Source organism: Blastococcus sp. SYSU DS0753 (assembly GCF_054051175.1).
In genome coordinates this window covers 106,413-121,488 of the sequence record NZ_JBJHAT010000009.1, presented here as the reverse complement: position 1 = coordinate 121,488, position 15,076 = coordinate 106,413, and the positions used below count along the sequence as shown (strand labels likewise).

General features: G+C 73.2%; 13 protein-coding genes. 4 read left to right on the top strand and 9 right to left on the bottom strand.

Translation table 11 applies throughout. The features are described 5' to 3' along the window. Window positions 1-125 precede the first annotated feature (125 nt). Window positions 126-3,293 (top strand): isoleucine--tRNA ligase, encoded by a 3,168-nt coding sequence (gene ileS, locus ACI799_RS09965; protein WP_456612987.1) that lies wholly within the window; start codon window positions 126-128, stop codon window positions 3,291-3,293. Between the two features lie 40 nt (window positions 3,294-3,333). Here ileS and ACI799_RS09960 read toward each other — a convergent pair whose 3' ends face one another. Together ACI799_RS09960 and ACI799_RS09955 are read right to left on the bottom strand one after the other, a co-directional pair. Continuing rightward, entirely contained in the window at window positions 3,334-3,981 is a 648-nt protein-coding gene (locus ACI799_RS09960; protein ID WP_456589450.1) for a hypothetical protein, read from the bottom strand. Between the two features lie 58 nt (window positions 3,982-4,039). After that, window positions 4,040-5,149, bottom strand: a complete 1,110-nt coding sequence (locus ACI799_RS09955; RefSeq protein ID WP_456589451.1) for an ABC transporter ATP-binding protein — start codon at window positions 5,147-5,149, stop codon at window positions 4,040-4,042. 354 nt (window positions 5,150-5,503) lie between these two features. Between ACI799_RS09955 and ACI799_RS09950 the strand changes: the two genes are divergently transcribed. The 3 genes from ACI799_RS09950 (at window position 5,504) to ACI799_RS09940 (ending at window position 8,915) form a co-directional block, all read left to right on the top strand. After that, window positions 5,504-6,883, top strand: a complete 1,380-nt coding sequence (locus tag ACI799_RS09950) for an ABC transporter substrate-binding protein (protein ID WP_456612986.1) — start codon at window positions 5,504-5,506, stop codon at window positions 6,881-6,883. Window positions 6,884-7,005: 122 nt separating this feature from the next. After that, window positions 7,006-7,995, top strand: a complete 990-nt coding sequence (locus ACI799_RS09945) for a carbohydrate ABC transporter permease (protein WP_456589453.1) — start codon at window positions 7,006-7,008, stop codon at window positions 7,993-7,995. After that, window positions 7,992-8,915: a carbohydrate ABC transporter permease gene (locus ACI799_RS09940; RefSeq protein ID WP_456589454.1), complete on the top strand. Its 924-nt coding sequence runs from the start codon at window positions 7,992-7,994 to the stop codon at window positions 8,913-8,915. Before ACI799_RS09945 ends, ACI799_RS09940 begins: the two co-directional genes overlap by 4 nt. 196 nt (window positions 8,916-9,111) lie before the next feature. Here the strand turns inward: ACI799_RS09940 and wag31 are convergent, their stop codons facing one another. From wag31 to ACI799_RS09905, 7 genes are all read right to left on the bottom strand, one after another. Next, window positions 9,112-9,846, bottom strand: coding sequence for a DivIVA-like cell division protein Wag31 (gene wag31 / locus ACI799_RS09935; RefSeq protein WP_456589455.1), 735 nt, complete (start codon window positions 9,844-9,846; stop codon window positions 9,112-9,114). Window positions 9,847-9,944: 98 nt separating this feature from the next. Beyond that, window positions 9,945-10,232, bottom strand: a complete 288-nt coding sequence (locus tag ACI799_RS09930; RefSeq protein WP_456589456.1) for a YggT family protein — start codon at window positions 10,230-10,232, stop codon at window positions 9,945-9,947. Window positions 10,233-10,283: 51 nt separating this feature from the next. Next, entirely contained in the window at window positions 10,284-11,003 is a 720-nt protein-coding gene (locus ACI799_RS09925) for a cell division protein SepF (RefSeq protein WP_456612985.1), read from the bottom strand. Window positions 11,004-11,028: 25 nt separating this feature from the next. Continuing rightward, window positions 11,029-11,829: a YggS family pyridoxal phosphate-dependent enzyme gene (locus ACI799_RS09920; RefSeq protein ID WP_456589458.1), complete on the bottom strand. Its 801-nt coding sequence runs from the start codon at window positions 11,827-11,829 to the stop codon at window positions 11,029-11,031. Window positions 11,830-11,908: 79 nt separating this feature from the next. Further along, window positions 11,909-12,640, bottom strand: coding sequence for a peptidoglycan editing factor PgeF (gene pgeF, locus ACI799_RS09915; RefSeq protein WP_456612984.1), 732 nt, complete (start codon window positions 12,638-12,640; stop codon window positions 11,909-11,911). A gap of 92 nt (window positions 12,641-12,732) precedes the next feature. Next, window positions 12,733-14,037, bottom strand: coding sequence for a cell division protein FtsZ (gene ftsZ / locus ACI799_RS09910; RefSeq protein ID WP_456589460.1), 1,305 nt, complete (start codon window positions 14,035-14,037; stop codon window positions 12,733-12,735). A gap of 367 nt (window positions 14,038-14,404) precedes the next feature. Further along, window positions 14,405-15,055, bottom strand: a complete 651-nt coding sequence (locus ACI799_RS09905) for a cell division protein FtsQ/DivIB (protein ID WP_456612983.1) — start codon at window positions 15,053-15,055, stop codon at window positions 14,405-14,407. Window positions 15,056-15,076: the final 21 nt, after the last annotated feature.

The window sequence follows — 15,076 nt, the reverse complement described above, 5'->3', positions numbered from 1 at the left end:
ATGCGGTTCTGTTTGGGTCGGTGACACGGGGGGCCGTTGCGCTGGTGTTCTGGCTCGGGTGGGGGGGGGGGGGCCGCCGCGGGGGGGGGGCCGGGCCCCCCGGGCCCCCGCCCGGGTCGGGGATGATGGTGCCCGTGACCTCACCCGGCCCCTTCTCCGCGCTGCCCCCGCAGGTCGACCTCCCCGCCCTGGAGCGCGGCATCCTGGAGCGCTGGGAGAGCGAGAAGGTCTTCGACCGGTCGCTGGAGGCCTCGCAGGGCCGCCCGCAGTGGAACTTCTACGAGGGCCCGCCGACGGCGAACGGCCGCCCCGGCACCCACCACATCGAGGCGCGCGCGTTCAAGGACGTCTTCCCGCGGTTCAAGACGATGCAGGGCTGGCACGTGCCCCGCCGGGCCGGGTGGGACTGCCACGGCCTGCCCGTGGAGATCGCGGTGGAGCAGGAGCTGGGCTTCGCCGGCAAGCCGGACATCGAGCGGTTCGGCATCGCCGAGTTCAACGCCCGCTGCCGGGCCTCGGTGGAGCGGCACGTCGACGCCTTCACCGAGCTGACCCGGCGCATGGGCTACTGGGTCGACATGTCCACCGCCTACTGGACGATGGACCCGGCGTACGTCCAGAGCGTCTGGTGGTCGCTCAAGCAGGTCTTCGAGAAGGGCCTGCTGGTCGAGGACCACCGGGTGGCCCCGTACTGCCCGCGCTGCGGCACCGGCCTCTCCGACCACGAGGTCGCCCAGGGGTACGAGACCATCACCGACCCGTCGGTGTACGTGCGGCTGCCGGTCCTCGACGGCGAGTGGGCCGGCCGGGCCGACCTGCTGATCTGGACGACGACGCCGTGGACGCTCCCCAGCAACACCGCCGTCGCCGTGCACCCGGAGGTCACCTACGTCGTCGCCCGCGCCGCCGGTAGCGACGACGTGCCGGTCGTCGTGGCCGAGCCGCTGGTGGCCGCCGTCCTCGGTGAGGACGTCGAGGTGCTCGGTAGCGCCCCCGGCCGCGACTGGGAGCGCACGCACTACCGGCGACCGTTCGAGCTGGTGGAGTTCCCCGACGGGGACGCCCACTACGTGGTGCTCGCCGACTACGTGACCACCGACGACGGCACCGGCCTGGTGCACCAGTCCCCCGCCTTCGGCGCCGACGACCTCGCGGTCTGCCGCGGCTACGGGCTGCCGGTGGTCAACCCGATCGACGCGACCGGGCACTTCCTGGCCGAGATCCCGCTGGTCGGCGGGCACTTCTTCAAGGCGGCCGACGCGGCGCTGGTCGAGGACCTGCAGGCCCGCGGCGTGCTGTTCCGGGAGATCCGGTACGAGCACAGCTATCCGCACTGCTGGCGCTGCCACACGCCGCTCATGTACTACGCCCAGCCGTCCTGGTACATCCGCACCAGCGCGATCAAGGACCAGCTGCTCGCCGAGAACGAGAAGACCCGCTGGTACCCCGAGAACATCAAGACCGGCCGCTACGGCGACTGGCTGAACAACAACGTCGACTGGGCGCTGTCGCGCGACCGGTACTGGGGCACCCCGCTGCCGGTGTGGCGCAACGACGAGGACCCGTCGCGCATCGTCGTCGTCGAGTCCCTGGCCGAGCTGTCGGAGCTGACCGGCCGTGACCTCTCCGACCTCGACCCGCACCGGCCGTTCATCGACGAGATCACCTTCACGCGGGAGGGCGAGGCGGGCACCTACCGGCGGGTGCCGCAGGTCATCGACGCCTGGTACGACTCCGGCTCGATGCCCTTCGCCCAGTGGGGGGCACCGCACCGCAACCAGAAGCGCTTCGAGGCCGCCTACCCGGCGCAGTTCATCGCCGAGGCCATCGACCAGACCCGCGGCTGGTTCTACTCGCTCATGGCCGTCGGCACGCTGGTGTTCGGGCAGAGCTCGTACGAGAACGTGCTGTGCCTGGGCCACATCCTGGCCGAGGACGGCCGCAAGATGAGCAAGCACCTGGGCAACATCCTCGAGCCGATCCCGCTGATGGACCGGCACGGCGCCGACGCCGTCCGCTGGTTCATGCTGGCCGGCGGCTCGCCCTGGTCCGCCCGCCGGGTCGGCCACGAGACGCTGTCCGAGGTGGTCCGCAAGGTGCTGCTCACCTACTGGAACACCGCCAGCTTCTTCACTCTCTACGCCGAGACCAACGGCTGGGACCCCGCCACCGCGCCCGCGCCCGCCCGCGCCGAGCGCCCGCTGCTGGACCGGTGGGCCCTCGCGGAGCTGGCCGCGGTGACCCGCGACGTGACGGCGGCCCTGGAGGACTTCGACACCCAGGGCGCCGGCCGGCTCCTCGCCCAGTTCGTCGACGACCTCTCCAACTGGTACGTGCGGCGGTCGCGGCGCCGCTTCTGGGACGGCGACGCCTCCGCCCTGGGCACGCTGCACGAGGTGCTCGACGGCCTGACCCGCCTCATGGCCCCCTTCACGCCGTTCGTCACCGACGAGGTGTGGACCCGCGCCGTCGTCCCGGGCCTGGGCGGCTCGGAGGCGCCGGACTCGGTGCACCTGGCCTCCTGGCCGGCCGTCGACGAGGACGCGCTGGACGGCGCCCTGGTCGAGCAGATGGCACTGGTGCGCCGCCTGGTGGAGCAGGGGCGCTCGGCCCGGACCTCCGCCAGGGTTCGCACCCGGCAGCCGCTGGCCCGCGCCGTCGTGGCCGCGCCGGGGTGGGGGGCGCTCCCCCGCGACCTGGTCGCCGAGGTGGCCGACGAGCTCAACGTGGCGGAGGTGCTCGAGCTCGCCGCGGTCGGCGGCGACCTGGTCGACGTCAGCGTCAAGATCGACTTCCGCGCCGTGGGGCGCCGCCTGGGCAAGCAGGTGCAGGCGGTGGCCAAGGCGGTCGCCGCTGCCGACGCCCCCAGCCTGGTGGCGGCCTACCGGGCCGGCACCGCGAGCGTGGAGGTCGACGGCTCCCCCGTGCCGCTCGAGGAGGGCGACCTGGTGGTCACCGAGACCCCGCGCGAGGGCTGGACCGTCGCCAGCGCCGGGGGTCTGACGGTGGCGCTGGACCTCACGCTCACCCCCGAGCTGGAGCGGGCCGGGCTGTTCCGTGAGGCGGTCCGGCTGGTGCAGGAGGCGCGCAAGGCCGGTGGGCTGGAGGTCAGCGACCGGATCGAGCTGTTCTGGACCGCCGACGGCGCCATGGCGCAGGCGCTCACCGAGCACGAGGAGCAGCTGGCCGGCGAGGTGCTCGCCGTCGCCGTGCACGCCGGCACCGCCGGGGCGGGCGAGGGCGTCGAAGGTCCGGAGGGCTCGCGCTTCTGGGTGGCCAGGGCCGGCTCGTAGCTGTCCGCCCCGCTCGCCGGGGAGCGGGCGGGGCAGCGGCTCAGGCGCCGCTGCCCCTGCGGGCGCGGGCCCGGTCGGCGAGCGTGCGGTCCGGGCGGCACGCCCCGCACGGGGTGAACCCGTCGGTGCGCGCCTCGTCCAACGGCAGCGGGATGGGCTCGTGGCCCTGGAGGTGGAGACAGCCGGGGACGTGGTACCGCGGGTGCTCGTCGACCACCAGGACGTCGTCGGTGAGGTCCACGACGATCAGCAGATCGGTGACCTCGACCTCCTCGACCGGCGGCTCCCCGGCCTCGGGTGCGGCACCCCGGGCGCGGCCCGCTCCTGACGGGGGCCGCTCGCTCCCCCTTGCCGGCTGCTCCCCGCCCGCCACCGACTCGGCGACGGCCGGTGGGTCCGCGGGCGGGACGGCGGTCGCGCCGGTCGAGAGGTCGGGCCCGGTCGCCGCCGGGGCGGCGTCGGCGGCGGCCGTGGTCGTGGGAGCCGTGGTCGTGGGAGCCGTGGTCGTGGGAGCCGTCGTCGTGGGAGCCGTCCGCTCCGGGATCTGCCGCCGGGCCACGACCAGGACGCCCGCGGCCACGACGCAGGCGGCCACGCAGCCCCAGTACAGGGCGGTGGTGCCGGTGAGCAGCCCGCCGATGAAGAGCCCGAGGCCCAGCAGCAGGAGCACTGCGGCGATCACGATCACAGCTGGACTGTAGGGCGCGCCGTCCGACGGGCGCCCGCCGCGCACCGTGCCGCGAGGGTCAGCCGGGGGCCTGGGTGACCCGCAGCCCGGTCTGTGCGGAGAAGAGGTGCGCCTCTCCCGGGCGGATCGCCACGTGCACGACGTCGCCCTTCTGCGGCGGGCGGCGGGGGTCGGCCCGGAGCACCACCTGCTCGTCGTCGCCGCCGGTCTGCCCCGTGGCGAGCCGGCCGTACGCGAAGGCGTCCGAGCCGAGCTCCTCCACGATGAGGACCTCGACCGGGATGCCCTCCCCGGCGCCCACGAACTCGACCGACTCCGGCCGGAAGCCCAGGGTGGCGGTGGTGCCGCCCTCGTGGGCGAGCGCCGACAGCGCCTCCCGGGGCAGCGGCACCGGGTGCTCGCCCACGCGGGCGCCGCCCTCGGTCAGCGTCACGGGCACGAGGTTCATGGCCGGTGAGCCGATGAAGCCCGCGACGAACACGTTGGCCGGCGCGTCGTACAGGTTGCGGGGGGTGTCGACCTGCTGGAGCACCCCCGCGTTGAGCACCGCGACCCGGTCGCCCATCGTCATGGCCTCGACCTGGTCGTGGGTGACGTAGACCGTGGTGACGCCGAGCCGGCGCTGGAGCGCGGCGATCTCGGTACGGGTCTGCACGCGCAGCTTGGCGTCGAGGTTGGACAGCGGCTCGTCCATGAGGAACACCTGCGGCTGGCGCACGATCGCCCGCCCCATCGCCACCCGCTGCCGCTGCCCGCCCGACAGCGCCTTGGGCTTCCGGTCGAGGTAGGGCTCCAGGTCGAGGATGCGCGCGGCCTCCTGGACCCGGGTCTGCCGCTCCTCCTTGGAGACGCCGGCGATCTTCAGGGCGAAGCCCATGTTCTCGGCGACCGTCATGTGCGGGTACAGCGCGTAGTTCTGGAACACCATCGCGATGTCCCGGTCCTTCGGCGGCAGGTGCGTGACGTCGCGGTCGCCGACCAGGATCCTGCCGTCGGTGACCTCCTCCAGCCCGGCCAGCATCCGCAGCGACGTCGACTTGCCGCAGCCCGACGGGCCGACCAGGACCAGGAACTCGCCGTCGGCGATCTGGAGGTCCAGCGCATCGACCGACGGGTGCTCCGCCCCGGGGTAGACGAGCGTGGCGTGGTCGTACGTGATGGCGGCCATGGGTCCCTTCCTGCGCCGAGCGGTGTCGTCACTCTGGCACGCCGGGGGCCGGTACGACCACCAGGCCCGCGCCGTCGTCCCCGTCCGGGTCACCCCCGGGGTCGCGATTCCTCCCCCGATCGTGCGCTGACGACGGGACAGCGTGGGAGCGCTCCCATATGCTCCCGGACACAGCACCGACGAACGGGCCACTACCGCTCGGAGGTTGCGCAACCGTTACGGGACCGTGGCCGCCGGGGGCTTGCCGCGCGGCTAGGGTCGCCGACGGATGTGAGCGGCCGCACCCGCCAGCGGGTGCCGGGCACGGAGTCACACGATGCGGCGACGAAGCCGCAGGAGTCTGGAGGGGACCACATGACCAAGCGTGCGAGAGGCCGCGGCGCAGCAGCCCTGGCCGGCGGGGTGGGGCTGACGCTCCTGCTCACCGGGTGCGGCGCCGACGAGACGTCCGGCGGAGGTGGCGGCGGCGGCAGCCAGGCCGCGGCCGACCTGGAGATCGACTGCGCGCCCTACGAGGAGTTCGGCGACCTGGAGGGTGAGACCGTCAGCGTCTACAGCTCCATCGTCGCCCCCGAGGACCAGCCGCACATCGACTCCTACGTGCCGTTCGAGGAGTGCACGGGCGTCGACGTGCAGTACGAGGGCTCGCGCGAGTTCGAGGCGCAGCTCGTCGTCCGCACCCAGAGCGGCAACGCCCCCGACCTGGCCTTCATCCCGCAGCCCGGCCTGCTGGCGAACCTGGTCGACTCCGGTGACGTGGTCGAGCCCCCGGCCCAGGTGGGGCAGAACGTCGACGAGTACTGGGACGAGAGCTGGAAGGAGTACGGCACCGTCGACGACACCTTCTACGCCGCTCCGCTCGGCGCCAACGCCAAGTCCTTCGTCTGGTACTCCCCCTCGATGTTCGAGGAGGCCGGGTACGAGATCCCCGAGACCTGGGACGAGATGATCGCCCTCTCCGAGGAGATCGCCGCCACCGGCGCGAAGCCGTGGTGCGCGGGCATCGGCTCCGGCGAGGCCACCGGCTGGCCGGCCACCGACTGGTTGGAGGACGTCCTCCTCCGCACGGCCGGCCCCGAGGTCTACGACCAGTGGGTCAACCACGAGATCCCGTTCAACGACCCCGCGGTCGTCGAGGCGCTGGACACCGTCGGCGACATCCTGAAGAACGAGGAGTTCGTCAACGGCGGCTTCGGCGGGGTGCAGTCGATCGCCTCCACCGAGTGGACCGATGCGGGCAACCCGATCCTCGAGGGCACCTGCTGGATGCACCGCGCGGCGTCGTTCTACCAGGCCAACTGGCCCGAGGGCACCGAGATCGGTGAGGACGGCGACGTCTTCGCCTTCCCGCTGCCGCCCATCGACGGGGACTCGGCCCCGGTCCTGGGCGGTGGCGAGTTCGTCGCGGCCTTCAACGACCGCCCGGCCACCCAGGCCCTGCAGACCTACCTGTCGACGGCCGACTGGGCCAACGTCAAGGCCCAGGTCTCCGGTCCCGGCTGGGTCAGCGCCAACACCGGTCTGGAGATCGACAACCTGGAGTCGCCGATCGACCAGCTGTCGGCGGAGCTGTTCCAGGACCCCGAGTCGGTGTTCCGCTTCGACGGCTCGGACCTGCTGCCCGGCGAGATCGGTGCCGGCCGGCTCTGGACGGAGCTGACCAACTGGATCTCCAACGACAAGCCCACCGAGGCCGTCCTGACCGACGTCGAGAACGCCTGGCCGGCGTCCTGACGCACTCCACCACGGGGGCCGGTCGGCCGCACGGCTGACCGGCCCCCACCACCCCGGACGCCGGGGGATCGCAGTGCCCTGCGGTCCCCCGGCCTCCGCCGTCGCGGGAGAGGTCGCGCGCAGTGCAGTGGTTCCTCGACGCCACCACCACGGGGCACAAGTTCGCCCTGATGGCGGTCGCCATCGTCCTGTTCGTGCTCGTGATGGGCGGCATCCTCCTCGCCGTCGACCGGCCGAAGCGGGTGCCCACCTGGGTGGTCGTCGCCGGCTTCCTCGGCCCGACGCTCCTCATGCTCCTGGTCGGCCTCGTGTACCCGGCGGTGGAGACGATCCGCGCCTCCTTCTACAACCGGGACACCTCGCAGTTCGTCGGCTGGGACAACTACGTCACCGTCTTCACCGAGGACAACTTCCAGACGGTGCTGCGCAACACCGTCCTGTGGGTGGTCCTGGTGCCGCTGCTCACCACCGGCCTCGGGCTGGTCTACGCCTATCTGGTCGACCGCACCCGCTTCGAGTCGCTGGCCAAGGCGCTGGTCTTCCTGCCCATGGCGATCTCCATGGTCGGCGCCGGGGTGATCTGGAAGTTCATGTACGAGTTCCGCCCCGACCAGCCGGGGGTGAACCAGATCGGACTGCTCAACCAGCTGCTGACGCTCGTGGGCATCGAACCGCAGCAGTTCCTGCTCAACCAGCCGTCCAACACCTTCTACCTGATCGCCGTCATGGTGTGGATCCAGGCCGGCTTCGCGATGACGGTGCTGTCGGCGGCGATCAAGGCCATCCCCGACGACGTGGTCGAGGCCGCGCGACTGGACGGGGTGACCGGGCTGCAGATGTTCCGTCACATCACGGTGCCGAGCATCCGGCCGGCGCTCGTCGTGGTGCTGACCACCGTCGCGATCGTCTCGCTCAAGGTCTTCGACGTGGTGCGCACGATGACCGGCGGCAACTTCGGCACCAGCGTGGTGGCCAACGAGTTCTACACGCAGTCCTTCCGCCAGTTCAACTTCGGCCTCGGGGCCGCGCTGGCGGTGCTGCTGTTCATCCTCGTGATCCCGATCATCGCCTACAACGTCCGCCAGCTGCGGCTGGCCGAGGAGATCCGATGACCACCACCGTGCCGGTGATGGCGCCCGCTCCGCCCGAGGACCGCAAGCTCGGCCGCCCGGGACGGCGCTCGGCCGCCGCGAAGAAGAAGCTGAGCTCCCCGGCGGCCTCGATCATCGCGATCGTGATCGCAGTGCTCTGGACGGTGCCGACGCTCGGGCTGCTGATCACCTCGTTCCGCCCGGAGATCGACATCCGCCGCTCCGGCTGGTGGACGGCGTTCAGCAACCCCGAGTTCACCCTCGACAACTACAACGAGGTCCTCTACGGGGGTAGCACCAACTTCGCCCAGCTCTTCGTCAACTCGGTCGTCATCACGCTGCCCGCCGTGGTGATCCCCATCAGCCTGGCGCTGCTGGCGTCCTACGCCTTCGCGTGGATCCCGTTCCGCGGCAGCAACATGCTCTTCGTCGCGGTGTTCGCCCTGCAGGTGGTTCCGCTGCAGGTGACCCTCATCCCGCTGCTGCGGCTCTTCGTCGACGCGGACATCGCCGGCTCGTTCTGGACCGTGTGGCTCGCCCACTCGATCTTCGCGCTCCCCCTGGCGATCTTCCTGCTGCACAACTTCATGAAGGAGATCCCGGCGTCGCTCGTCGAGGCGGCCCGGATGGACGGCGCCGGGCACGTGAAGATCTTCTTCCAGGTGCTGCTGCCGCTGCTCACGCCGGCCATCGCCGCGTTCGGCGTCTTCCAGTTCCTGTGGGTGTGGAACGACCTGCTGGTCGGCCTCACCTTCGCCGGCGGCAGCTCGGACGTGGCGCCGCTGACGGTGCGGGTGGCGGAGCTGGCGGGCTCCCGCGGCTCGGACTGGTTCCTGCTCGCGGCGGGCGCGTTCGTCTCGATGATCGTCCCGCTCATCGTGTTCCTCGCCCTGCAGCGCTACTTCGTCCGCGGCCTGCTGGCCGGGAGCGTCAAGGGCTGAGCCCCTCTCCCCCGCTGCACCGAGGGCCCCGGACCGGATCGGTCCGGGGCCCTCGCCGTGGGGCGAGGGCGACCGCGCGCTGCCGGCCGCGCGCCCCCGGACATGACGAAGGCCCCGGACCGTGGGGTCCGGGGCCTTCGACCCCCTCCCGGGTCCCGCCCGGAGCGTGCGAGGGGTGGGGAGGAGGGGGCCTTTCTCAGGCGCTGGCGTGCTGGTTCTGCCGGCCCGCGCTGGCGGGCTCAGCGGAGCCGCGGCTGTCGAGGTCGCGCAGGTGCGACTCGAGGTAGGACCGCAGCCGGGTGCGGTACTCGCGCTCGAACGTGCGCAGCTCCTCGATCTTGCGCTCCAGGCTGCTGCGCTTCTCCTCGAGGCTGCCCATGACCTCGATGTGCCGGCGCTCGGCGTCCTGGTCGAGCGCGGCGGCCTTGGCGCGGGCCTCCCGCTCGACCGTCTCCGCGCGGGTCCGCGCGTCGCCGATCATGGAGTCGGCGCGGTGCTTGGCCTCGGCGACCATCTGCTCGCTCTTGGCGCGCGCGTCGCTCATCAGCCGTTCGCTGTTGGTCTTGGCGCCGCTGAGCATCTGCTCGGCCTGGGTCTTGGCCTCGTTGACGTAGCGGTCAGCGGTCTCGGTGGCCAGCGCGAGCATGCGCGAGGCCCGGGCGCTGTCGTCCTCCCGGGGCTGCTGGACCGGCGGCGGCGCCGGGGCGGCCGGCGGTGCGGGGGCGGGAGCCGGCGGCTCGGGCCGCTCCTCCGCGCGGGCGCCGGCACGGCCCACGCTGGAGCGCAGCTCGTTGTTCTCCTCGATCAGGCGGGCCAGCTCGGCCTCCACGACGTCGAGGAACGCGTCGACCTCGTCCTCGTCGTAGCCCCGCTTGCCGATGGGCGGCTTCTTGAAGACGACGTTGTGCACGTCGGCAGGCGTGAGTGGCATCGCAGGTCACCTCAGGTCGGACGGCGGGAACAGGTACGTGGTGGGACCGGCGGCGGAGCGCCACCGTCCGACGGCACTGACCCGGGGGGTTTCAGCGGTCATGCGAGTGCGAGCGTGACGTTCCGGAGAACCACCACGGCGATCAGCAGCACCATAAACCCGAGGTCCAGTCGGATGGACCCCAGGTTCAGCGGCGGGATCACCTTCCGCACCGCCCGCAACGGCGGGTCGGTGGTGGAGTAGACGATCTCGAGTCCGGCCGCGACGGCGCCCGAGGGCCGCCAGCTGCGCGCCAGCACCATCACCCAGTCGACGACGAAGCGCGCGAAGAGCAGGATGAGGAAGACGAGCAGCACCGACGAGACGATCTGCCAGAAAAGAGACACGGGCCCCGCTCGATCAGGGCACCCCCGGGTGCCGACTCCACTCCACGCCGCTCAGGACTTGTCGGAGAACCCGCCCTCGCGGATCTTCGCCTTGTCCTCAGCGGTGACGGCGACATCCTGCGGACTGAGCAGGAAGACCTTCGCCGTGACGCGCTCGATACTACCGCGCAGTCCGAAGCTCAGGCCCGCAGCGAAGTCGACGAGCCGCTTGGCGTCGGCGTCGTCCATCTCGGTCAGGTTCATGATGACCGGCATGCCGTCGCGGAAGCGCTCCCCGATGGTGCGCGCCTCGTTGTACGTGCGCGGGTGCAGCGTGACGACCTGGTAGCTCTTGGCCGCGGGTGCGGGCGCCGCCTCCGGCTCGGGCTCGGGGGCCGCCACCGGCTCGCGGACGGCCAGGCCGGCCGCGGCGACGGGGCCGCTGGTGGTGCTCCGCGCGCGGGCGCCGGTCGACCCGGACCCGGCGCCGACCGGCGCGAGGCCGAGCGGGCGGGCCTGGATGCGGCGCACCGAGATGGGCTCGGGGTCGCGGGCCGCGGGGACCTCGGCGGGAGCGGGCTCGTCGTCGGCGTACCCGTCGGCGTAGTCGTCGTCATCGGCGTAGCCGCGATCGGCGTAGCCCTCGCCGTAGCGGTCCTCCTCGTAGCGGCCGTAGCGACGGTCGCGGTCGAGCTCGTCCGACGGGCGGGCGTCGTACCGGCCGTAGCCGCGGGGGTCGTCGTCCTCGACGAGCCCCAGGTAGATCCCCATCCTCCGCATGGTTCCGGCCATCGGACCTCCCCCTCTGCTGGTGTCCTCAGCGTCGCGTCTGCACGGTCGTCGTCACATCGTCCCCGTCCGCCCGGTGCTCGAGCGGCTCGTGTGACTGCTGTGACTCGCGTGGCTGGTGTTCCTCGAACTCACCGCAGGGTAGGGGGCGGGCACCGAACAAGGCGGTTCCGACACGCACGATCGTCGCGCCCGCCGCGACCGCCTCCTCCAGGTCGGCGCTCATGCCCGCGGAGACCTCCACCGCCTGCGGGTGGTCGGCGCGCAGGCGGTCGGCCAGGGCGGCCAGCCGGGCGAACGCGGGGGCCGGTCGCTCGCCCCGGGGAGCCACGGCCATGAGCCCGCGCAGCCGCAGCCCCGGCGCCGACGCGACGAGGTCGGCGAGCGCGGGGACCTCCTCCGGGCGCGCCCCGCCACGCGCGGCGAGCCGGCCCTCGGGCCCGCCGAGGTCCACCTGCACGAGCACGTCCACCGGCCGGCCGGTCTCCTGGCCGGCGCGGTCCAGCGTCGCGGCCAGGGCGGCTCGGTCCAGCGAGTGGACGACCGCCCCGGTCCGGGCCACCGCGGCGGCCTTGTTGCGCTGCAGCTGGCCGACGACGTGCCACCGCAGCTCCACGTCGGCGAGCGCCGCGGCCTTCCCCAGCAGCTCCTGCACGCGGTTCTCGCCGAAGTCCCGCTGGCCGAGCGCGGCCAGCGCGCGCACGTCGTCCGCGGGCCAGGTCTTGCTCACCGCGAGGAGGGAGACGGTCGCGGGGTCGCGCCCGGCGGCCCGGGCGGCGCGGTCGATGCGGGCGCGCACCGCGCGCAGGTTCTCAGCGAGCGAGCTCACGTCCTGGAGTGTCCTCCCAGCGACCGGCCCCCGTGCAGGGGCCCGGCGCGAGCCGGCGAGCGACGGGGGGCGGGGGTCCTCATGCCAGCCAGACCAGCCCGGCCTGGCGGCCGGTGACGCCGTCGCGCCGGTGGGAGAAGAGGGTGGGGTCCTCGACGGTGCAGCGCGGGTCCTGCACCACCTCCGGGATTCCGGCGCGGCGGAGGACCTCCTCCACCCCGGCCCGGAGATCGAGCCCGGGGGTGCCCGAGCGGGTGCGGACCGCGGCCGCCGGTGCGACTCGCGCGACGTCGGCCTGCATCGCCTCGGGCACCTCGTAGCAGGCACCGCAGACCGCGGGGCCGAGCAGGGCGGTCACGTGCCGGGCACGGGCGCCCAGGCTCGCCATCGCCGACAGCGCCGCGGGCAGCACCCCCTGCCGGACGCCCTCGCGGCCGGCGTGCACGGCCGCGACGACACCCGTCTCGTGGTCGGCCAGCAGCACGGGCACGCAGTCGGCGGCCAGCACGGCGAGCACCAGCCCCGGGGTGGCGGTGACCAGGGCGTCGGTGGCGGCGACCGGCCGGTCCTGCGGCCCGTCGACGACGGCCACGCCGCTGCCGTGGACCTGGTCCATCCACACCAGGTGGCCCTGCGGCACGCCGAGTTCCCGGGCCGCGCGGGCCCGGTTGGCCGCGACGTCCCCGGGATCGTCACCGACGTGGGACCCCAGGTTGAAGGAGTCGTACGGAGAACGGGAACGGCCGCCCCGCCGGTCGGTGACGACCCTGCGGGGTCGCACCGCCGACGGAGCGGCCGGATTCGTAGGCATCGGAACGTGAGCCTACTGCCCTGGCCCCCTCTGGAAGGCCCCCTCGCAGGGCCCCGCGGCGAGCGTGCGAGGCGCGGGGGGCGAGGGGGTCCTCAACCCTTGAGGAACTCCGGGATGTCCAGCTCCTCCTCGAAGTCCTCGTTGGACAGCGGCCGACGGCCGTTCGCGGCCGGCCCCGGGATGGGCGGCAGCGGCGGCACGGTCAGCCCGCCCCCCGCAGCCGGCCGGCCCGCGGAGCCCGACGGCGCCTGCTGGGCGAGCCGCTCACCGGTGGCCGGCGGGGCGGCCGGGGCCGGGGCGGGTGCCGGCGCCGCGGCGGGCGGCGGGGCGCTGGCGACCGGCGGGGCAGCCACCGGCCGACGGGGCGCCGCGAACGGCGAGGCGCCGCCGGTGGACACCGGTGCCTGGACCGCACTGGTCACCGCGGCCCCGTCCGAGCGCGTGTTGGGCCGGCCGCCGTCGAAGCCCGCGGCGATCACGGTGACCCGGACCTCGTCCCCGAGCGCGTCGTCGATGACCGCGCCGAAGATGATGTTGGCGTCCGGGTGCGCGGCATCGGAGACCAGCGAGGCGGCCTCGTTGATCTCGAACAGACCGAGGTCCGACCCGCCCGAGATCGACAGCAGGACGCCGTGGGCGCCCTCCATCGACGCCTCCAGCAGTGGCGAGGCGATCGCCTGTTCCGCCGCCAGCAGGGCGCGGTTGTCACCGCGCGCGCTGCCGATCCCCATGAGCGCCGAGCCCGCGCCGGACATGACCGACTTGACGTCGGCGAAGTCCAGGTTGATCAGGCCGGGCGTGGTGATCAGGTCGGTGATGCCCTGGACACCGGAGAGCAGCACCTGGTCGGCGGTGCGGAAGGCGTCCATGACGCTCACGTTCCGGTCGCCCAGCTGCAGCAGCCGGTCGTTCGGGATGACGATGAGCGTGTCGCACTCGTTGCGCAGCTCCTCGATGCCCGACTCGGCCTGCACGGCGCGACGCTTGCCCTCGAACGCGAAGGGACGGGTCACGACGCCGATCGTCAGCGCACCGAGCTTGCGGGCGATCGAGGCGACGACGGGCGCGCCACCGGTGCCGGTGCCGCCGCCCTCCCCCGCGGTCACGAAGACCATGTCGGCGCCCTTGAGGACCTCCTCGATCTCCTCGCGGTGGTCCTCGGCGGCCTGCCGGCCGACGTCGGGCTGCGCGCCCGCGCCGAGCCCGCGGGTGAGCTCGCGGCCGACGTCGAGCTTGACGTCGGCGTCGCTCATCAGCAGCGCCTGCGCATCGGTGTTGATCGCGATGAACTCGACCCCCTTGAGGCCGACTTCGATCATGCGATTGACCGCGTTCACCCCGCCGCCGCCGATGCCGACGACCTTGATGACCGCTAGATAGTTGTGCGGAGGTGTCATGCGGCGCTCCCCAACTGGACCCTCATCCTCAAGTTCAGCCTTACAGTTATGTCAACTCGGTCGACGGGGATGAAGTTAGGTGTGTGCCGAACGGCGCTACAAGCACCCTCTCCGGGTCGGCGTGTCGGCGGCGCCGAATCGCACCGAACCCTCGGGACTCACTGGTCACATTCTCACCACGAGGTGTGACGACTCGCCCCGGATCCGTCTCATCCCGGGCTGCAGGCCCCACCGGCCGGGGTGAGCAGAAAGATCCGGGGCCGGAGCGCGTGTCGGGCGTGTCGCACCGACCGGCGTGTCGCCCGGACGGCTCAGCCGAGCCGCTGCGCAGCCACCTGGCGACGGTCCGCCACGGGCGGCCGCACGGTCAGCGCAGGACGACGGCGTCCGGCGCGCTGACGTCGATCAGCTCCGCCGGTGGGAGCTCGCCGTCAGCGATCCGGTCCAGCAGCGCGACGAGCACCTCGCCCTTGGTCGCCGACTCCTCGGCACCGCCCCAGGCCACCACCGTGCCGTCGGTCAGCGCGAGGCTGATCGACTCCGCGTCGGGGGCGGCGACCTCGACGACGTCCTCGCGCAGCCGGCCGGGCAGCGCGCCGATCGCGGCCAGCCCGGCCCGGGTCGCGGCGTGGTCCGGTCCCGGATCGGTCACGACCAGCGGCACCACCCCGCGCGGCGCGGGGCCGGTGAGGCTGTCGAACAGGACCCCGTCCGCGTCGACCAGCGACCGCCGGCCGGGCGGGCCGACGACGGCCACCGGCACCCGCTCGGCGACGGTGACGACGATCCGGTCGGGCCATCCGCGCGCCGCCTGGACGTCGCGGACCTGCGGCAGCCGGGACACGCGGTCCTCGACGGCGCCCAGGTCGACCCGCAGCAGCGGTACGCCGTCGGGCACCCGCGCCACCTCGCGTACCTGGTCGGCCGACAGCGTCGCCGTCCCGTCCACCTGCACCGTGCGGACCGCCAGCACCGGGCCCAGCCACAGCAGCCAGCAGAGCCCGGCCACGACCGTCACCGCCGTCGCGACCTGCAGGGA

What these genes read in the sequence shown, in the direction of transcription:
- ACI799_RS09940 (WP_456589454.1), top strand. Translation starts at nt 7,992, where the DNA reads ATGACCACCACCGTGCCGGTGATGGCGCCCGCTCCGCCCGAGGACCGC.
- ftsZ (WP_456589460.1), bottom strand. Translation starts at nt 14,037, where the DNA reads ATGACACCTCCGCACAACTATCTAGCGGTCATCAAGGTCGTCGGCATC.
- ACI799_RS09955 (WP_456589451.1), bottom strand. Translation starts at nt 5,149, where the DNA reads ATGGCCGCCATCACGTACGACCACGCCACGCTCGTCTACCCCGGGGCG.
- wag31 (WP_456589455.1), bottom strand. Translation starts at nt 9,846, where the DNA reads ATGCCACTCACGCCTGCCGACGTGCACAACGTCGTCTTCAAGAAGCCG.
- ACI799_RS09925 (WP_456612985.1), bottom strand. Translation starts at nt 11,003, where the DNA reads ATGGCCGGAACCATGCGGAGGATGGGGATCTACCTGGGGCTCGTCGAG.
- pgeF (WP_456612984.1), bottom strand. Translation starts at nt 12,640, where the DNA reads ATGCCTACGAATCCGGCCGCTCCGTCGGCGGTGCGACCCCGCAGGGTC.
- ileS (WP_456612987.1), top strand. Translation starts at nt 126, where the DNA reads ATGGTGCCCGTGACCTCACCCGGCCCCTTCTCCGCGCTGCCCCCGCAG.
- ACI799_RS09950 (WP_456612986.1), top strand. Translation starts at nt 5,504, where the DNA reads ATGACCAAGCGTGCGAGAGGCCGCGGCGCAGCAGCCCTGGCCGGCGGG.